At 59.7% G+C, this 17,877-nt stretch carries 26 protein-coding genes; 6 read left to right on the plus strand and 20 right to left on the minus strand.

Annotation, left to right across the window (positions count from 1 at the left end):
• The first annotated feature begins 75 nt into the window (after positions 1 to 75).
• The 3 genes from E0F99_RS02870 to tsaA all read left to right on the plus strand — a co-directional run bounded on the left by E0F99_RS02870 (position 76) and on the right by tsaA (position 2,016).
• Positions 76 to 786: an rRNA pseudouridine synthase gene (locus tag E0F99_RS02870; RefSeq protein WP_130908698.1), complete on the plus strand. Its 711-nt coding sequence runs from the start codon at positions 76 to 78 to the stop codon at positions 784 to 786.
• A 69-nt stretch (positions 787 to 855) separates the two neighbouring features.
• Positions 856 to 1,317, plus strand: a complete 462-nt coding sequence (locus tag E0F99_RS02875) for a YehS family protein (protein ID WP_083359865.1) — start codon at positions 856 to 858, stop codon at positions 1,315 to 1,317.
• A gap of 3 nt (positions 1,318 to 1,320) precedes the next feature.
• Positions 1,321 to 2,016, plus strand: coding sequence for a tRNA (N6-threonylcarbamoyladenosine(37)-N6)-methyltransferase TrmO (gene tsaA, locus E0F99_RS02880; RefSeq protein WP_083359866.1), 696 nt, complete (start codon positions 1,321 to 1,323; stop codon positions 2,014 to 2,016).
• A gap of 63 nt (positions 2,017 to 2,079) precedes the next feature.
• Here the strand turns inward: tsaA and fpr are convergent, their stop codons facing one another.
• A complete protein-coding gene (fpr, locus tag E0F99_RS02885) occupies positions 2,080 to 2,859 on the minus strand; it encodes a ferredoxin-NADP reductase (RefSeq protein ID WP_083359867.1) in 780 nt (259 codons plus the stop codon).
• A gap of 125 nt (positions 2,860 to 2,984) precedes the next feature.
• Here fpr and E0F99_RS02890 point away from each other — a divergent pair, with 125 nt between their 5' ends.
• Complete coding sequence (locus E0F99_RS02890) at positions 2,985 to 3,911, plus strand: LysR family transcriptional regulator (RefSeq protein ID WP_162276199.1); 927 nt, start codon at positions 2,985 to 2,987, stop codon at positions 3,909 to 3,911.
• A gap of 3 nt (positions 3,912 to 3,914) precedes the next feature.
• Here the strand turns inward: E0F99_RS02890 and E0F99_RS02895 are convergent, their stop codons facing one another.
• From E0F99_RS02895 to E0F99_RS02905, 3 genes are all read right to left on the minus strand, one after another.
• A complete protein-coding gene (locus tag E0F99_RS02895) occupies positions 3,915 to 4,277 on the minus strand; it encodes a diacylglycerol kinase (RefSeq protein WP_083359868.1) in 363 nt (120 codons plus the stop codon).
• Between the two features lie 76 nt (positions 4,278 to 4,353).
• A complete protein-coding gene (erdR, locus tag E0F99_RS02900) occupies positions 4,354 to 5,004 on the minus strand; it encodes a response regulator transcription factor ErdR (protein WP_083359869.1) in 651 nt (216 codons plus the stop codon).
• 252 nt (positions 5,005 to 5,256) lie between these two features.
• On the minus strand, positions 5,257 to 5,976 hold the full coding sequence (locus E0F99_RS02905; protein ID WP_083359870.1) for a tRNA-uridine aminocarboxypropyltransferase: 720 nt from the start codon (positions 5,974 to 5,976) through the stop codon (positions 5,257 to 5,259).
• 199 nt (positions 5,977 to 6,175) lie between these two features.
• Here E0F99_RS02905 and E0F99_RS02910 point away from each other — a divergent pair, with 199 nt between their 5' ends.
• Both E0F99_RS02910 and E0F99_RS02915 read left to right on the plus strand, forming a co-directional pair.
• Positions 6,176 to 6,616, plus strand: a complete 441-nt coding sequence (locus tag E0F99_RS02910) for a PA3611 family quorum-sensing-regulated virulence factor (protein ID WP_083359871.1) — start codon at positions 6,176 to 6,178, stop codon at positions 6,614 to 6,616.
• Positions 6,617 to 6,993: 377 nt separating this feature from the next.
• A complete protein-coding gene (locus E0F99_RS02915) occupies positions 6,994 to 8,106 on the plus strand; it encodes an LOG family protein (protein ID WP_083359872.1) in 1,113 nt (370 codons plus the stop codon).
• 147 nt (positions 8,107 to 8,253) lie between these two features.
• Here the strand turns inward: E0F99_RS02915 and recX are convergent, their stop codons facing one another.
• The 16 genes from recX to E0F99_RS02985 form a co-directional block, all read right to left on the minus strand.
• Positions 8,254 to 8,721 carry a recombination regulator RecX gene (recX, locus tag E0F99_RS02920; RefSeq protein WP_083359873.1) on the minus strand — a complete coding sequence of 156 codons (468 nt, stop codon included), beginning with the start codon at positions 8,719 to 8,721 and terminating at the stop codon, positions 8,254 to 8,256.
• 8 nt (positions 8,722 to 8,729) lie between these two features.
• Complete coding sequence (recA, locus tag E0F99_RS02925; RefSeq protein WP_048720087.1) at positions 8,730 to 9,788, minus strand: recombinase RecA; 1,059 nt, start codon at positions 9,786 to 9,788, stop codon at positions 8,730 to 8,732.
• Between the two features lie 83 nt (positions 9,789 to 9,871).
• On the minus strand, positions 9,872 to 10,372 hold the full coding sequence (locus E0F99_RS02930) for a CinA family protein (RefSeq protein ID WP_083359874.1): 501 nt from the start codon (positions 10,370 to 10,372) through the stop codon (positions 9,872 to 9,874).
• Positions 10,373 to 10,453: 81 nt separating this feature from the next.
• A complete protein-coding gene (locus E0F99_RS02935; RefSeq protein WP_083359875.1) occupies positions 10,454 to 10,954 on the minus strand; it encodes a lysis system i-spanin subunit Rz in 501 nt (166 codons plus the stop codon).
• Positions 10,942 to 11,499 (minus strand): glycoside hydrolase family 19 protein, encoded by a 558-nt coding sequence (locus tag E0F99_RS02940; RefSeq protein WP_083359876.1) that lies wholly within the window; start codon positions 11,497 to 11,499, stop codon positions 10,942 to 10,944. The genes E0F99_RS02935 and E0F99_RS02940 overlap by 13 nt, the downstream gene beginning before the upstream one ends.
• Positions 11,500 to 11,520: 21 nt before the next feature.
• Positions 11,521 to 12,531, minus strand: coding sequence for a contractile injection system protein, VgrG/Pvc8 family (locus tag E0F99_RS02945; RefSeq protein WP_083359877.1), 1,011 nt, complete (start codon positions 12,529 to 12,531; stop codon positions 11,521 to 11,523).
• A gap of 9 nt (positions 12,532 to 12,540) precedes the next feature.
• On the minus strand, positions 12,541 to 12,753 hold the full coding sequence (locus tag E0F99_RS02950) for a tail protein X (protein WP_083359878.1): 213 nt from the start codon (positions 12,751 to 12,753) through the stop codon (positions 12,541 to 12,543).
• The gene (locus E0F99_RS02955) at positions 12,746 to 13,129 is read right to left on the minus strand and encodes a phage tail protein (RefSeq protein ID WP_083359879.1); all 384 of its coding nucleotides are present in this window, start codon (positions 13,127 to 13,129) and stop codon (positions 12,746 to 12,748) included. The genes E0F99_RS02950 and E0F99_RS02955 overlap by 8 nt, the downstream gene beginning before the upstream one ends.
• Entirely contained in the window at positions 13,129 to 14,616 is a 1,488-nt protein-coding gene (locus E0F99_RS02960; RefSeq protein WP_083359880.1) for a hypothetical protein, read from the minus strand. Before E0F99_RS02960 ends, E0F99_RS02955 begins: the two co-directional genes overlap by 1 nt.
• Before the next feature lie 5 nt (positions 14,617 to 14,621).
• The gene (locus E0F99_RS30840) at positions 14,622 to 14,747 is read right to left on the minus strand and encodes a hypothetical protein (RefSeq protein WP_017844653.1); all 126 of its coding nucleotides are present in this window, start codon (positions 14,745 to 14,747) and stop codon (positions 14,622 to 14,624) included.
• On the minus strand, positions 14,744 to 15,316 hold the full coding sequence (locus E0F99_RS02965; protein ID WP_083359881.1) for a phage tail assembly protein: 573 nt from the start codon (positions 15,314 to 15,316) through the stop codon (positions 14,744 to 14,746). Before E0F99_RS02965 ends, E0F99_RS30840 begins: the two co-directional genes overlap by 4 nt.
• A complete protein-coding gene (locus E0F99_RS02970; RefSeq protein WP_130908699.1) occupies positions 15,291 to 15,470 on the minus strand; it encodes a hypothetical protein in 180 nt (59 codons plus the stop codon). The genes E0F99_RS02965 and E0F99_RS02970 overlap by 26 nt, the downstream gene beginning before the upstream one ends.
• Positions 15,471 to 15,488: 18 nt before the next feature.
• Positions 15,489 to 15,995 (minus strand): phage major tail tube protein, encoded by a 507-nt coding sequence (locus tag E0F99_RS02975; RefSeq protein WP_083359882.1) that lies wholly within the window; start codon positions 15,993 to 15,995, stop codon positions 15,489 to 15,491.
• Entirely contained in the window at positions 15,995 to 17,161 is a 1,167-nt protein-coding gene (locus E0F99_RS02980; RefSeq protein ID WP_083359883.1) for a phage tail sheath protein, read from the minus strand. The genes E0F99_RS02975 and E0F99_RS02980 overlap by 1 nt, the downstream gene beginning before the upstream one ends.
• A gap of 2 nt (positions 17,162 to 17,163) precedes the next feature.
• Positions 17,164 to 17,337 (minus strand): hypothetical protein, encoded by a 174-nt coding sequence (locus E0F99_RS29955; RefSeq protein WP_163005422.1) that lies wholly within the window; start codon positions 17,335 to 17,337, stop codon positions 17,164 to 17,166.
• Between the two features lie 100 nt (positions 17,338 to 17,437).
• Positions 17,438 to 17,863 (minus strand): tail fiber assembly protein, encoded by a 426-nt coding sequence (locus E0F99_RS02985; RefSeq protein ID WP_083359884.1) that lies wholly within the window; start codon positions 17,861 to 17,863, stop codon positions 17,438 to 17,440.
• Positions 17,864 to 17,877: the final 14 nt, after the last annotated feature.

A 17,877-nucleotide genomic window follows, 5' to 3' on the forward strand; every position in this document is an offset into this window, starting at 1 on the left:
GGCCGTGGAATGGGGCCGGTATTAACCGCGCCAACACGGGTACTATAGCCGCCCCCTGTGGCCAAGGCCATTGTCATGACTGACCCCGTACGCCTTTCCGAACGCCTTATCGAACTGGTCGGTTGCTCCCGTCGGGAGGCCGAGTTGTTTATTGAAGGCGGCTGGGTCTCGGTGGACGGCGAAGTGATCGACGAGCCGCAGTTCAAGATCACCACCCAGAAGGTCGAGCTGGACCCAGAGGCGAAAGCCACTGCGCCGGAGCCGGTGACCATTCTGCTGCACGCGCCGGTGGGTGTGGATGCCGAAACGGCAATGGCCTCGATCAGCGCCGAAACCTTGTCGGAAGAACACCGCTTCAGCAAACGCCCGCTTAAAGGCCACTTCCTGCGCCTGACCGCCAGTGCCAACCTGCAAGCCAAGGCCAGCGGCCTGCTGGTGTTCACTCAAGACTGGAAGATTCTGCGCAAGTTGACCGCCGATGCCGCCAAGATCGAGCAGGAATACGTGGTGGAGGTTGAAGGCGACATGGTTGCCCATGGCCTCAATCGCCTGAACCATGGCCTCACCTACAAAGGCAAAGAGCTGCCAGCCGTGAAGGCTAGCTGGCAGAACGAAAACCGCCTGCGCTTTGCGATGAAGAACCCGCAACCGGGCGTGATCGCCCTGTTCTGCGAAGCCGTTGGCTTAAAAGTCATCGCCATCCGCCGCATCCGCATTGGCGGTGTGTCCATCGGCAAAGTGCCGGTGGGCCAATGGCGTTACCTGTCCGGCAAAGAGAAGTTCTAAGCCGCACCCCTTTTCTCGGCACCGACACATGTGCGCGGTGCCCTCAGTTGAATACCAGGATTGCCCACCATGATTCACAACGACGTACTGCGCAGCGTGCGCTACATGCTCGACATCAGCGACAACAAGATGGTCGAGATCATCAAGCTCGGCGGCATGGATGTGACCAAAGAAGACCTGCTGACTTACCTCAAGAAAGACGAGGAAGAAGGTTTTGTGTTCTGCCCGGACGACGTCATGGCTCACTTCCTTGACGGCCTGGTGATCTTCAAGCGCGGCAAGGACGAAAGCCGTGCGCCGCAGCCGATCGAAACCCCGGTGACCAACAACATCATCCTTAAGAAGCTGCGCGTGGCCTTCGAACTGAAAGAAGACGACATGCACGCGATCCTCAAGGCCGCCGAGTTCCCGGTATCCAAGCCTGAGCTGAGCGCACTGTTCCGCAAGTTCGGCCACACCAACTACCGTACGTGTGGCGACCAGTTGCTGCGTAACTTCCTCAAGGGCCTGACCCTGCGGGTTCGTGCGTAAGCCATGAGTTACAACGTCTCGCCCGTCGGTTTTGTGCGCGCCTGCTTCAAGGAGAAGTTCGCCATCCCACGCCAGCCGCAACTGGCACCCGCCGCCCGTGGCGTGCTGGAGCTGGTGGCGCCGTTCGACAGCGGTGAGGCGGTGCAAGGCCTGGAGCAGGTCAGCCATGTGTGGTTGCTGTTTCTGTTCCATCAAGCCCTGGAAGACAAGCCACGCCTGAAAGTACGCCCGCCGCGCCTGGGCGGCAACACATCCATGGGCGTGTTCGCCACTCGCGCCACTCATCGGCCCAATGGCATTGGCCAGTCCGTGGTGAAACTGGACAAGGTCGAGCCGGGCCGGCTGTGGATTTCGGGGATTGATTTGCTCGATGGCACGCCAGTGCTGGATATCAAGCCGTATGTGCCCTACGCCGACATTATCGACGGCGCCACCAACAGTATCGCCAGCAGTGCGCCGCAGCTGATTCCCGTGCAGTGGCTGAAGACCGCTCTGCAACAGGCACAGGGCCATGCGCAGCGCCTTGACGAGCCATTGGTGGCCTTGATCGAACAGTGCCTGGCGCAGGATCCACGGCCGGCGTATCAAACGCCGGGGCCGGAGCGCGAATATGGCGCGCAGTTCTGGGATGTGGATGTGCGCTGGCACTATCCGCAAGCCGGGATGATTTGTGTGCTGGAAGTCATTCCGGCCAAGTAAACGCCGAAAACAAATGTGGGAGCTGCTACACAAGCCAGCTCCCACATTCATTTGGATCGGCGGTTATTTCTCGACGAACGCACGCTCGATCAAGTAATCACCCGGCTCACGCATACGCGGCGAAACTTTCAGGCCGAAGCTGTTCAACACTTCGCTGGTCTCCTCCAACATGCTTGGGCTGCCGCACAGCATGGCGCGGTCGTCTTCAGGGTTGATCGGCGGCAGGCCGATGTCGCTGAACAACTTGCCGCTGCGCATCAGGTCGGTCAGGCGGCCTTCGTTTTCGAACGGCTCGCGGGTCACGGTCGGGTAGTAGATCAACTTGTCACGCAGGGCCTCGCCGAAGAACTCGTTCTGCGGCAGGTGCTCGGTGATGAATTCGCGGTAGGCGACTTCGTTGACGTAACGCACGCCGTGGCACAGGATCACTTTTTCGAAACGCTCGTAGGTTTCCGGGTCCTGGATCACGCTCATAAATGGCGCGAGCCCCGTACCGGTGCTGAGCAGGTACAGGTGTTTGCCCGGCTTCAAATCGTCAAGCACCAGGGTGCCTGTCGGTTTTTTGCTGATGATGATCTCGTCGCCTTCCTTCAAGTGCTGCAATTGGGAAGTCAGCGGGCCATCGGGCACCTTGATGCTGAAGAACTCCAGATGCTCTTCCCAGTTCGGGCTGGCAATGGAGTAAGCGCGCATGAGCGGGCGGCCATTAGGCTGTTGCAGGCCGATCATCACGAACTGACCGTTCTCGAAGCGCAAGCCCGGGTCGCGGGTGCACTTGAAGCTGAACAGAGTGTCGTTCCAGTGATGAACACTGAGGACACGCTCGTGGTTCATGTTGCTCATGTACGGGGAACTCCTGGAAATGGGTCTGCGCCAAAATGTTGGATGCGCAATTGCACAGCATTCTAATGGCGGCGACAATATCTGTTAACTGGATTATTAAGATAAGGGTTATCGGTTATATCGATATGCGATTTACTCTCCGTCAACTGCAAGTCTTCGTCGCCGTCGCCCAGCAGGAAAGCGTCTCCCGCGCCGCTGGCCTTCTGGCCTTATCGCAATCCGCCGCCAGCACCTCGATTACCGAGCTGGAGCGTCAATCCAGCTGCCAATTATTCGACCGCGCGGGCAAACGCTTGAGCCTCAACGCCCTCGGCCATCAGCTGTTGCCCCAGGCCGTGGCGCTGCTGGACCAGGCCAAGGAGATCGAAGACCTGCTCAACGGCAAGTCCGGCTTCGGCTCGCTGGCGGTCGGCGCCACCCTGACCATCGGCAATTACCTGGCCACGCTGCTGATCGGCAGCTTCATGCAGCAGCACCCCGAAAGCCAAGTGAAGCTGCATGTGCAGAACACTGCACATATCGTGCACCAGGTGGCGCACTACGAAATTGACCTGGGTCTAATCGAAGGCGACTGCAGCCACCCGGACATCGAGGTGCAAACCTGGGTCGAAGATGAGCTGGTGGTGTTTTGCGCACCGCAGCATCACTTGGCCAAGCGCGGCGTGGCGACCATGCAAGAGTTGACCCATGAAGCGTGGATACTGCGCGAACAAGGCTCCGGCACGCGGCTGACCTTTGACCAAGCCATGCGTCATCACCGCAGCGCACTGAATATCCGCCTGGAGCTGGAACACACCGAGGCGATCAAGCGTGCGGTGGAGTCAGGGTTGGGGATTGGCTGTATTTCCCGGTTGGCACTGCGCGATGCGTTCCGCCGTGGCAGCCTGGTACCGGTGGAAACCCCGGACCTGGACCTGGCGCGGCAGTTCTACTTCATCTGGCATAAACAGAAGTACCAGACGTCGGCGATGCGCGAGTTTCTGGAGCTGTGCCGCGCCTTCACCGCTGGGGTTCAGCGCAGCGACGAGATCGTGCTGCCGAGCATTGCCTGAGCCTTAGATCAGGATCACGGCCCACACCAGGGTAATCATGGTCAGCGCGATAAATTGTGCGGCGCTGCCCATGTCCTTGGCGTTTTTCGACAGCGGGTGCAGGTCGAGGGAGATCCGGTCGATGGCGGCTTCCACCGCCGAATTGAGCAATTCGACGATCAGCGCCAGCAAGCACACTGCAATCAGTAAGGCGCGCTCGACGCGGCTGACATGCAGGAAAAAACTCAGCGGGATCAGGACCACGTTGAGCAACACCAACTGACGGAATGCTGCCTCGCCAGTGAATGCCGCACGCAGGCCATCCAGGGAATAGCCCCCTGCGTTGAAGATACGTTTGATACCGGTTTGACCCTTGAAAGGCGACATAGATGTAGGCAACTGAACCAAAGGAGTGGGGGAAACTAGATCACGCAAAGTCAAAAAAGCGTGAACCAGTAACAACTTAATGCTGCGAAATTGACTCAAGTTGTTGCAAGAGCAACGCCGCCTGAGTGCGCGTGCGTACCCCCAGCTTGCGGAAGATCGCCGTAACGTGGGCCTTGATGGTCGCTTCCGACACGCTTAATTCGTAGGCAATCTGCTTGTTCAACAAGCCTTCGCAAACCATCGTCAGTACTCGAAACTGCTGGGGTGTCAGGCTGGCAAGGCCATCACGGGCAGCCTTGGCTTCGTCGGACACGTTGATTTCTTCAAACGCTTGCGGCGGCCAGGACACGTCGCCGTCCAACACCCTGCGCACGGCCTTCTGGATATCGTCTATACCGCTGGACTTGGGAATAAAGCCGCTGGCGCCGAACTCCTTGGAGCGCACCACTACGTCAGCGTCTTCCTGGGCCGAGACCATCACCACCGGAATCTGCGGGTATTGCCCGCGCAACAGCACCAACCCGGAAAAACCGTAGGCGCCGGGCATGTTGAGGTCGAGCAACACCAGGTCCCAGTCGGATTTTTCGGTGAGGCGGGCTTCCAGCTCGGCAATGCTGGCCACTTCGACCAGGCGCACGTCTGGCCCAAGGCCCAGGGTTACGGCCTGATGCAGCGCGCTGCGAAACAGCGGGTGGTCATCGGCTATCAGGATTTCGTATGTGGCCATTGATTAAATGATCCTGTTTTTTATGGCAGCCCTGATGGGTTCAGGGTTCGCCAGTACACAAGGCAACGGCCAGGCAGCCATCACCACAGGGCATGCTCAACGTCAAAAACACCTGCAACGACGCTGAAAATTCACGCTTACGCCCCAATCGGCGCCCAGCATGCCCAGCGTAGCCTAGAGGGTCAAGCACTACGCCCGCGGGCATTTTAGCGGGCCGGAGGTTTACGGTGCCATCATGCAAACGTCGTGTGGTTATAGCACCGGAATATAGGGTGTAAGGCGAGTATGGACGATGTCCGTCGGGTCCAGCGGTAACTGGAACTTGGCGGCCAGGTAATGGGTGCTGAAGACGTCGAGGTAGGCGTCCAGCACTTCACTGGCGGCTTGGTCACTGGCCAGCTCCAGGCACAGCGCCGCGACTTCGGCGGTGCAGAAATGGTCATCACGTTTGGAGCGGCGCAGCTTATAGCGCGACAGCTGCTCGGGCGCCAGGCTCAACACCGGCAAGTGTTCCAGGTAGGGGCTTTTGCGGAACATCTTGCGCGCTTCGCTCCAAGTGCCGTCCAGCAGGATAAACAGTGGGCGCTTGCCCGCCTGCACCGTGACTTCGCCGACGACCCGCTCAGGCGCGACGAATTCGCCGGGGAACACGATATAGGGCTGCCATTGCGGGTCGGCCAGCAAGGTCAACAGTTCGGGGTCGACCTCGGTGCGCGACCAAGCGAACGCGGTGGTGTCTTCGATCACATCGGCGATCAGCCAGCCGGTGTTGCTGGGTTTCATCGGCTCAACATCGTGCATCAGCAGGCACATGGCCGAGCGCGCCTCTACCTTCGGCCGCCAGGCACACAGGCAGTACTCGGGAATCACCCGACAGCCGGGGCAACGTTCGGCGCGCGAACCACGGTTGAGAAAAGGCCGCACGGCCCGTGCCAGGCGCTGAGTACGCAAACGGGAGACGGCGTGGCTCATCGGGGGCAACCCGTGAAAGGGAAAATCGACACTGAGGAAACTCGAGGCGGGCTTTAAGTGGCGGCAGTTTACCAGAGCCGTCCGCACTTCTGAGCGATACGCCTGGCTGTAGTGGCAAGGGCTCACCTATCATTGCGCGCCACTGAACGCACAGCGCAGTGGCTGGTCTATGCACCAGTAACCGAATCAGGAGAGTTTCATGCTGCGTTCCATGCTGCGCGTTGTCGCCCCATCCGTCGCCCTTGCGTTGGTATTGCCTATGGGCGCCCACGCGGCCTCGCTGCTGGAGGCCCAAATGAACCGCAAGCTGCAAAGCGTCGCGGCTGAAAGCAACAAGGACCTGCCCCGGGAAATCGACGAAAAAACCCTGGAAGTGGCCTACACCGTTGAAGGTATGCAACTGATCGATCACCTCAGCGTGCAACCTGACCGCGCTGAACAGATGCGCGCCAACCCCAAGGCCGTGTACTTCCAACTGGGCCAAAGCGTGTGCCTGAACAAGGGTTACCGCGAATTGATGGCTAAGGGCGCAGTGATGCGCTACGAAATCACCGAGAACAAGACCAACCGCCCAGTGGCGTCGGTCAAGTTTATAGAAGCGGATTGCCCAGCACCTGCGACAGCCAAGAAGAAAAAATAACCTTCGCTCGACCGTCGCGCGCTGCTGCCCAGTGGCGCGCATGTCCCTCGCTGCCTATGCCAGCCAACAGCTAAACTGCATCATGCGTGGCCAATAACCGGTTGCCAGCCAAGGGTTTTTCGGCTCATGATCACGCTATCCCGGCAGCCCTTCCATCGCGTTTTTCACGCCGTTCTGTAACATTTTCAGGGCAAAAGAGGGTTGCCCTCCTGCGACTTGCAGTGCAAAGGTTTCCAAATCACAAGGAACATACAGAGCCCGCTTTGCCACTCGGCAAACACCGTGTAGGCCTGTGGCATGCAGCGACACATGCAGTGTCGTGGCCGCGGACGACGATCTCGCCGATGGCCCAAGCTCTGTGAAGAAGGAGAAGTTGAATGCCTTACGAATCGAATGACCACCTGCTCCGTCATTTTGAAGAACACGGGACCGACCTCACACAGCAGGTCGATGCGCAGCTCCAGCTAATCGCTCCCAACAGCCCGAATATCCCCCTTTATCGCGACATGATCCTCACCGTTCTGCGCATGGCCCAGGACGACCGCAACCGCTGGAACGCCAAAATCACTTTGCAGGCGATCCGCGAGCTGGATAATGCGTTCCGCGTTTTGGAACAGTTCAAGGACCGCCGCAAGGTCACGGTATTCGGCTCGGCGCGAACGCCGGTCGAAAGCCCGCTGTACGCCCTGGCCCGGGAAGTCGGCGCCAAGTTGGCGCAATCCGAGCTGATGGTGATCACCGGCGGTGGCGGCGGCATCATGGCGGCAGCCCACGAAGGCGCGGGCCTGGAACACAGCCTGGGGTTCAACATCACCCTGCCGTTTGAACAACACGCCAACCCGACCATTGATGGCACCGAAAACCTGCTGTCCTTCCACTTCTTCTTCACCCGCAAGCTGTTTTTCGTCAAGGAAGCCGATGCGTTGGTGCTGTGCCCGGGCGGTTTTGGCACCCTGGATGAAGCGCTGGAAGTGCTCACGCTGATCCAGACCGGCAAAAGCCCACTGGTGCCGGTGGTACTGCTGGATGCTCCGGGCGGCGGTTTCTGGCAAGGCGCCTTGGACTTTATCCGCAGCCAGCTGGAAGCCAATCGCTACATCCTGCCCACCGACCTCAAGCTGGTCCGCCTGGTGTACAGCGCTGAAGAGGCGGTGGACGAGATCAACCAGTTCTACGCCAACTTCCACTCCACCCGCTGGTTGAAGCGCGAGTTTGTGGTGCGCATGAATCACCCGCTCAGCGAGCGTGCCCTGGCCCACTTGCAGAGCGAGTTTGCCAGCCTGCGCCTGAGTGGGGAGTTCCAACAGCAGGCATATACGGGCGAAGAACATGATGAGCCGAGATTCGGCCATTTGACGCGGTTGGTGTTCAACTTCAATGGGCGTGATCAGGGCCGTCTGCGGGAATTGGTGGATTACATCAACTTGCCGGAGAACTGGGCGCAGGCTCAGGGGAAGACCCAACAGCGATTGACGCCTGAGCCGGCATGACTTTTTGAAAGCAAAAAAAAAGGCCCACTATTTTCATAGTGGGCCTTTTTTGTGGTGTTCAGGTGACCTTACAGTGAAGCGAATGGGGCTGCTACGCGGCCAGCGGGAGCAAACTCCCTCGCCACAAAAGCTCGCCTATCGTCCTGGTCAGCCGTCCATGTCTCGGCCACTTAGCAGGCGGCTGATCATCTCCATCGAAAACCCGCGATAACTCAGAAAGCGACCTTGCTTCGCACGCTCCCTGGCATCAATCGGCAGATGGCCGGCAAACTTGCGGCGCCAGGTGTCTTCAAGCTGCGACTGCCAACTGATACCGCACTCACGCAGGGCGAGATCGATATCGGCGCGTTGCAGGCCGCGCTGGCTCAGCTCTTCGCGAATTCGCGCGGGGCCATAGCCGGAGCGCGCTCGGTAGGAAACAAAGCTTTCGAGGTAACGGGCTTCCGACAGCAGCCCTTCTTCCGTCAGGCGGTCGAGGGCAGTGTCGATCATCTCGGGCTCTGCGCCGCGCTGACGCAGTTTACGCGTCAGCTCGACTCGACCATGCTCGCGTCGAGCGAGCAGGTCCATTGCAGTGCGCCGAACGGCGACGAGTGTATCCAGTACAACAGTCATCGTTTGCTTCAGATGTCAGTGTCGGCTTCTTCTACTTCTTCAACCGGTTCACGGTTGGCTGCAGCTTTCACGTCAGGTGCTGGAGTCAGCAGCTTGTCGCGGATCTGCTTCTCAAGCGTGGCAGCGATATCCGGGTTGTCCGCCAGGAACTTGGCCGAGTTGGCCTTACCCTGACCGATCTTGCTGCCGTTGTAGGCATACCAGGCGCCGGACTTCTCGACGAAACCGTGCAGCACGCCCAGGTCGATCATCTCGCCGTTCAGGTAGATACCCTTGCCGTAGAGAATCTGGAACTCAGCCTGACGGAAAGGCGGGGCCACTTTGTTCTTAACGACTTTAACGCGGGTTTCGCTACCGACAACCTCGTCGCCTTCTTTAACCGCGCCAGTACGACGGATGTCCAGACGAACCGAAGCGTAGAACTTCAGCGCATTACCACCGGTGGTGGTTTCCGGGCTGCCGAACATCACGCCGATCTTCATACGGATCTGGTTGATGAAGATCACCAAGCAGTTGGCGTTCTTGATGTTACCGGTGATTTTACGCAGCGCCTGGGACATCAGACGGGCTTGCAGGCCCACGTGCATGTCACCCATTTCGCCTTCGATTTCAGCCTTGGGCACCAGGGCCGCCACGGAGTCGACTACGATCACGTCGATGGCATTGGAGCGCACCAGCATGTCGGTGATTTCCAGGGCTTGCTCACCGGTGTCCGGCTGGGAAACCAGCAGGTCGTCAACGTTGACGCCCAACTTGCCGGCGTATTCAGGGTCGAGGGCGTGCTCGGCGTCGACGAACGCACAGGTAGCGCCCATTTTTTGCGCCTGGGCAATCACCGACAGGGTCAGGGTGGTTTTACCGGAAGATTCAGGGCCGTAGATTTCAACGATACGGCCTTTTGGCAGGCCGCCAATGCCGAGCGCGATGTCCAGACCCAGAGAGCCAGTGGAAATAGCCGGGATCGCCTGACGGTCGTGATCGCCCATACGCATTACGGCACCCTTGCCGAATTGACGTTCGATCTGACCCAGGGCCGCAGCCAAGGCTTTCTTCTTGTTGTCGTCCATTAAAGTCCTCACGTAATCAATAAGGCCTGACGGCCAACACCTGTATAAGTAGACAGTATTGTTCCACAAAGATCGAAGATCGCCTACCCCTGATTTTCTATTTCTACTGCAGCTCGTCGCAACAAGCCCTCTAACGCGGCTTTTACCGTTTGTCGGCGGACCTCGTCACGGTTGCCGGGGAAGTGCGCCAGCTCGGCCGTCACCTCTTCGCCAACGCCAAACGCTAGCCAAACGGTGCCCACCGGCTTGTCCGGCGAACCGCCGTCGGGGCCCGCCACGCCGCTGACCGCCACGGCAAAGCGTGACAGGCTTTTTTCCTGCGCGCCTCGGACCATCGCCTCCACCACTTCCTGGCTGACGGCGCCGACCTTGGGGAACAGGTCGTCTGGAACACCCAATTGCCGCGTCTTCTGTCGATTGGAATAAGTGACATAACCCGCCTCGAACCAGGCCGAACTGCCCGGAACCCGTGTGATGGCTTCGGCGATGCCCCCGCCAGTACAGGACTCAGCAGTGGTGACGTGGGCATTGAGCACCTGCAGGCGGCGGCCCAATTCAGCGGCCAGTTGAGTGATTTCCTTCACGGTCGTCTCCAGATGTCGGCGGGGATTCGCCTACCCTACAGGAGCAAATCGCTCGCGCAAGCCACAGACTGGATCAAGATGCTAACGCCCGACGGCGCGCACGTAAGCCTGGCAGGCACGCAAGGCGATCAGGGCGTTATCACCGTCGTCGGTGATGGCGATAATTCGTTGAGCATGCGCCGGGTCAAGTTGGGCTCGCGCGGTTGCATGAACCACGCCGCCGGGGGTGGTGGCGGTTGACACAGGGCAGCCATTGGCGGGGTCGGTGGCGTCGAGTAGGACTGACAAGCGCACATCAGCAGTGGCCAGGCGGTCGCGCAGAGCAGCTTGGTTATGTTGGGCATCGCTCAACTCCCGAGCATGTTGTTGGTCACTCGCGCTGAGTTGTTGCTCCAGGGCCAGCCGTTTGTCGTGTTCTGCCTGCTGTTGATGCACGTACACTTCGCGTTGCTGGCTAAGTGCCTGGGCATGCTCAACCGATTGCTGCTCAAGCTGGACGCCATAACGCCAAACCTGCACCTGCCATACCACCGCCATCAGTAGGAAAACGCCCCCCCAGCGGCCCGCCTCTAGGAGGCGCATAACACCGCTTTCGCCCGTGCCCACAGCTGCAAACGGCCCTGCAGGCCATTGAGCCCGCCGTTGATGCGCCGGGTAATGGTGGTGAACTGGTCCCTGTCAGCAAGCTCATTCAAACCGTTGCTCTGCCAGAACCACGCAGCGGACTCACACGCCCACTGCGGTTGCTCCAGCAGCTCGGGCTGGCGCAGCAGGCGATCATCATCAAACAGCGCCAGGCTGCAGGCGAGGTAGTTACGACGCCCGGTGATCTGGATCAGCCCCCTGCCCCGATACTTCTGGCCGTCTTGGTCCGCCTCGGGGGTATTGCCCAGACGGGCAGCCAAGGTGCCAGTGTCGTATTTGCTCAGGTATTGATCGCTGCCCAGCTCGCGAACATAGCGCAGCTCGCCGGATTCATGACCGACCTGGGCGAGGAAGGCGGCGATGCGCTTTGCACGGTTTATCTCGAAACGAACGAACGCCACATTTAAGGGTGTTAAAAAAACGCCCGCTCTAAGGCGGGCATCCGGCATAACGCCAAGCAACTGTGGGAGTGTTATCAGCATTGGTTTTACCCTCAAAAACCTCTATGTCGACAACCCATACGCCGTGATTGAACTGCGATAGCCCGTCACTGGATCGCCGACATGAACCACCTGATTTATCGACCAGCGCCCCTGCATATAGGACGGCCAGCTCTCATCGAGCACTAACAACCCTTCGGCGGCCAACAATGGATTGCCTGGGCAATCGATCAGCAATTTCAAATCTTCACGCCCCACACGACGGAGTTCGCCTTCGGCAACGGCGCGCGCTTCGGCTTCGTTCTGGTAGCGTTGGCGCAAGGTTTTGAACGGCGCATTTCCCACCTGGACCACACGCTGCTTGCCAGCGCCGGCATCCCACCAACTGGCGCGGCAACCCGCGTATTTCGCGCGGGAAGTTTCGTCGAGTTTGGCGGTAATGAAGCTTTGTTCACCGGGGCGGTTGTCCTGCGTCACGGACAGCTTCACCTGCGGCAGTAGCTGGCCGGAGAGCGAATTGGCTCGGCCGGCTTCGGCCAACACATAGAGCTCGTTAAAGGGTTTAGTGACCGCCGAGTAGAGTTTGGCCAGGCGCGAGATGAACGCCATGTCACTTTCGTTGGACTGGTCGATGTGCGCGATCGCAATACCCTCCAGCGCGGGTGCCACCCGTGGTGAAAAGCCGTGAGGGCTGACCAACTGACGAAACAGCGCGCCCAGCGTTGTCGGACCGTAACTGGCGGATCGACGCTGACGGTAACCCGTGGCATCGACCACACTGAAGGGCGCGGCGGTGGCCACGATCATCAAGCGCATGGGAAACAGCACCGGGGTACGTTGGGTGACGACAAACTCGCCCTTTTCCACCAACCCCGACTCCAGATAACCAGCACGCAGGCCGATCCTGCCGCTCAGGGTGGGCAAACCTTCCAGCCCTTCAATATTAAGTGTCAGTTCCAGCCGATCCGCCTTAATGCCGGCAGCGTCAGTGTGGCTCCAGTGCATCAGCCGTTGATTAAGCAGCGCCGCGTTGGCGCCGTAAAACTCCACGATCGGTGTGAATCCCTGTGCCATGCAGCCTCCTTAATCCCAGGCCAGAACAGGCCGCACCGCAGCAGGCCGTGCTTGCATTTCAGGCACGATCACCCACACACCGGCCGGCAGTACCGGGCCGTATTCGGCCAGTAAGGGGTTGTGGCGCCAGAGGGTTTCTTCCGCCGCGTCATCGCAACGCCCCAGCTCGCGGTAGAGCAACAGGTTGACCGAATCACCGGCAATACTACGTACTCTACGCATTGACGAATTCCTCTAGTTCCATAGTCCAGGCCATGAGCATGGCGGTGCCGTCGTCGATCACATTGCTCTGGGTTTCCGTCACCGAATTAATCCGCCAGAGGCCCCAGTTACGGCCAATGCCATCGACCAGAGGCAATGGCGCCCGCGCATTTTGCAGCGCACGCAATTCGTCCAGGCGCTGCATACCGATGGCGTACATGGCCATGCCGCTGAACGTGAGTTTTTCCAGCTTCTGGCCGCTCTGCCGCGACTGAGACTTGCTGGCAATAATCGCCAGGTCACTCCAGCCGCCGTCGCTGGTACGTATCAGCGACGAATAGGCAAAGCCTCGGGACAAGCCAAAGATAAAGTCGCCGAGGACCATTTGTTGTCGCATCAATCACCTCCTGAAGGATCGGCCAGTGCCGCGTTGCGCCGAATCCCCAGGCTGTCGGTGACCATCGGCATGCATTGGAATTGCAGGGCCTGGATCACTTGGTTGACGACGTGCTGGGCATCGGCGGGGTTGACGCCCGTAATCTGGATGCTCGGGGCGAGGGTGACTTGCACGTTGTCTGTGCGCGCACTGTTGAGCTCTTTGCTCACCGCAGCGGGTGCAGGCAAGCGATCGCTTGAGCTGAACAATTTATCGCCCAGCCAGGCGCCCGCTTCACTGCCAAGCAAGCCGCCAATGGCGCCACCGACAGCCGTGCCGACGCCCGGAAAAACCAGCGTGCCGATAGCGGCGCCGGCGGAGGCTCCGGCCCAGGCGCCACCGGCTGAGCTCAGGCCTGAACCGACAGCTTTTGCGTCGCCATTGCGTACGCCCTGGATCACATTGATGGCGGTGTCGGCATACCTCAACGGGCCGAGGCGGCGGGCGCCGACTGACTCCAGCCGTGTCATGGCGTTCGCTAGCCGAGAGGTTGCCGGCGCTGGCACGCTGGGAACAGCACCCGCGGCACGGTTCAACGGCGTGGGTGACGCAGGCTGGGGCGGATTCGCGCTCACTTGGCCGGGCATCGGGACCAAGCCGCGATCCAACGCCTCAATCAATCCGACGCCCTTGCCTGGCACCAGATTGCGCGCGGCATTGGCCCCCAGCCGATTGGGCGGCTGACTCGGACGCGGGGATACCCCTTGAGTCGATGCACCGCTATGAAAGCCCAATCGCGGGCCTTCAAATGCCTTCCCAACCTTCTCGAACAGGCTGCGCACCGTCGCGGTGAACCCGCTGGTTGTTTTGCTGGAGGTATTCCTCCACCCCGCTAACCTTGATCTGCCCGCACCTTTGCGCGCCGGCGTGTTTTTGGGCCCAAAACGCTCACGCCCACGCAGCGCCTCGCTGACGCCTGGGCAGCAGCCATCATTCCCCTTGCTGGCGCCCTTGAACAACGCACCTATGCCGGGAACTCTGCCAAGCGTGCCCTCAATGGTCTTGTCTGAAACCTTGGTTCTGAACGAATCCGTCAGGCCCTCTCCCGACCACTTGAGAAACTTGATGAGTGAGGATTCGTCGGCAGGTGCTTGTCCTTTCGATGTATTTTTCGCTTCACTGGTAACGGTGCCGCCCACCGTGCCCGCCAGCGTAGCGCCTGTAATGAATAACGTACTGTTCAGCGTTTCCAGTGTCTCTCGCAGCCGCACTTGCTCCAGGGTCAAGGCGTTGATGTCCACGCTGACGGTGACCAGTGCCGAGCTGAGCTGCGACTGCGACTGCGGCTGTGGTTGCGGCTGCGGCTGCGGCTGCGGCGCAGCATTCAGACTGAGAGGCGCGGCAAGGCGTGCGGAAAACGGTGCCAGCACATTGCCCAGATCCGCATCGCCGAGCATCCAGCGCTTATCTTGCTGAGCAAGCCTGGTCTGAAATTGAGTCTCTTGCATCCCGCTTACTCCTGTTTAACGCCAAGGCGAGTGATCGCAATGTCGTAGCGGCGCAATGCTTTGCCGGCGTCCCAGTCGAGGATTTCCGCCTCATTGACCGAGTAAATCAGCGGCACCACATCGAGGATCACTTCGATGTCGCGCGCCGAAAGAAGTCCGCCGGTTGATTTAAAAAATCATCGATACGCTCCTGCAATTGCGTCCAGTCGGGCACGGTCAGGCCGGCGAGGTCAGGGATCATCAGGCCGGTGCAATGAGCGGTGATGAACTCGGCGCGCTCTTTGTTGGTGGCAAGTTTTTTCATCACTTTGGTGGCGCGCAGGGCCGGCATTTCCAAGGACAGTTCGGTCAGCGAGCGGCCAGCAGCGTCGAGGGGCAACAGCAATTGCACGGGTTGGTCGTGGCTCGCTTCTTCGCGCGCATCCAGGAAGAACGACGCAGGGCGCGTCGACATTTCATGCACGTACTGGGCGATGCTTACGTAGTCCGGACGCTTGAGTTGGTCGAGCTCTTTTTCCGACAGGCCGGTGGCGAGTTTCGCCAGTTCAAAAAACTGGTCGTCCTCGTCATCACCGACCCGGGCCAGCGCGGCTTTTTGCGCGGCGTAGTACAGCGGCTTGAGTTGAACCTGCTGGATCGTCGCGCCGGTGTCGGCGGTGATCGGAGACAGCAGGCTATGCAGCGGTGGCATCCAGGCCATGGGGCAATTCCTTGTAGTGCGTGTTTGAAAATCTAAGGGCGAGCACGGTCAATGTGGGAGCTGGCTTGCCTGCGATGGCATCACCTCGGTACACCAGACACACCGAGTAGCCTGCATCGCGGGCAAGCCCGGCGCCCACATTGACTGTGCCCACTTCAGATCACCGTCGTCGTTAAGGCATCAATACGGCGCGGCGCGCATCGCCGAGAATGTCGACACCGTTGAGCACGAACTTCTGAGTGCGCACGTCGATGTCGATCACCGAAATGCCGTTTTCCAAACGGTTGTACGTGCGGCAGGACAGCTCCAGCGTGGTGGTGGCCTTGTCGCCCATCTTCAGCTTCGCCTCCTGCAGGGATTTCAACTTGCCGCCGACGGTGTGATAGGTGAAGTACGTCTTGCCATCCTGGTCCTGGCCGGCTTCACGCACGTTCAGCAGGATGTCGTCACCCAAGCGCACGCCGAGGGCCAGCATGATTTCCGGGCCGGCACCTTGCAGCACCAGCGTGGCGTTGAGCACCTTGCCGCTTTTGGCCATTTCTTCGGCAATAAAACGCCCGCCAGACATGGCTTCCATGTCGAACTCGATCTTCGGCGGGGTGAATTCTTCCACCGTCGCGGACAACGGCAGGCCTTGAAGGGTGGCCGCAATGGCCTGTCTTACACGGTTGGTAAACATTAGAGAACGTCCTCCAGGAACTGCTCGATGATTTCATCGCGGGCATTGAGTTGATAAATCATGTGTTCGTTCGGCGCGTAGCGGCCGTAGTCGATGACGATGAACCAGGTGCCGTTTTTGTACTTCTCGACACTGTTCAATTCCGGGTGCAGGTACACGCTGCCGCCGGGGATGGTTTCGTCGGCGACCAGGGTTTGCAGCCAGTCGTTGATGCGCTTGACCTCCTGGTCCATGAAGGACTTGGTGAGGTTCTTGGCCATGGCTTTCTGACCGGCCTTGACCAGCTTGCGGCTGATCGCATCTTCCAGGCCCACGTAGCTGATGAACTTGCCGGTGATGGAGCGGTTACCCAGCAGCGAAAAACCGCCAAGGATGGTGCGCGCGTAGTAGCTCACGCCATAACGGTTGAGCAGGTCGCCTTCGGTGGACGTGTCGAGGATGTTGTACTCGACCACGCGGGAAACGTCCTCGGCAAACGTCACCTGGTTCCCTGGGCTTTCCCACTGCTTGACCTTGGCCAGTGCAGCAATAGCCAGCGAGGATGGCGACAGGAACACGTTTTTCTTCGCCGCTTTGGAGTACACCGACGGCATGTTGTGCACCAGCAAGCAACGGTCGAAGCCGAGGTCGGCACCGCCCAGCTCGCCGCTGTAGGTCACTTGGTCGGCGACGGACGCGTCCTTGCCATCCAGCACCACACGGGCCTTGATGCGCTTGCCAAAGGAGGCGAACTCACCGGCCACAGCCTTGGTGCCGGTGAAGCCAGGGGCGCCGATGATGGTCAGGTCTTCCGGGACGCTGCTCAGGGCAGCCAGGCCCAGTTTGCGGCCGGTGGCTGGCTCATTGCCGCCGATCACATTGTTGACAGTGTCGGCCGGGGTTGCACCCTCCTCCACGATCACCACGTAGACCGGCACCTTCACCACTTTGAGGATCTGGTAAACGGCCTGGAACAGCGTGCCCGACTCAGCGCCGGTCGGGTCCAGCAGCGCCTGGGTGGTGAAGCTGTTGATGCGGAACGGCGCGTTTTTCGGGATCGACGCGTGGGCATTCGGCGCAGTGCCGACCAGGCCGATGACGTTATCACCAAGGCCACCCATGGCCTCGGGGGATTCGGTGGCATTCACGGTGATGCCGTTGTGCTCGAAGTTCAAAACCTCAGCCATGGTTAGTCAGCCTTCTTGGGGGTGGAGTTGAGGACGCTGGTCAGTTCCAGGCGGCCGGCGGTGCGCAGGGCGGATGCTTCAACGTCGAGCAGTTCCAGCTCTTCGCCGGCGGTGGACCAATGGCCACCTCCGGTGGGGAATGGGATGAGGACGGTGTAGGTTTGGCGGTTGGCCATAGGTGGATCTCCGGGCATAAAAAAAACCGCAGTGCGGTTTTTTGTTGGGTTATCGAAAAGTGACAGCCAGAAAAGAAAACGCCCCGTCAGAGCGGGGCATTTATTGGAGTAGCGTTGAGAGCCAGATCGGCGCCGGGGGGCGGTGCTCGCTCAAGGGAAACTCGCCAACCTCTGGCCACTTGCGCAAGGCGCGACGGTAGGCTTGCAACTCGGAGTACTGCTCAGCGGTGAGCGTGGTTTTTGACTCGTCCTCAAGCTCATCCCGGTGACGAGTCACTACGCTGTCGGTAGCCGCCAATTGAATATCGCGCCAAGTGCGCTCAGAGGCAGTCAGCTCCTGATCACTGGGTGGCGGAGGCTCAACCAGCAAAGGAAAGCCATCATCCCCCCAGGCAATGATCTTGCCCTCATACTGCCCAGCAAGCAGCTCGGCATGCCTTTCCAAGGAAATTTCTACCGCGTCTTCTGGTATGAAATCATTAATTTCGGGGTCAAAAAAACCACGATTAGCTTTTGAAGCAAACATGCTATTCCCCTTAT

This window comes from Pseudomonas antarctica (genome assembly GCF_900624995.1).
GTDB lineage: Bacteria > Pseudomonadota > Gammaproteobacteria > Pseudomonadales > Pseudomonadaceae > Aquipseudomonas > Aquipseudomonas antarctica.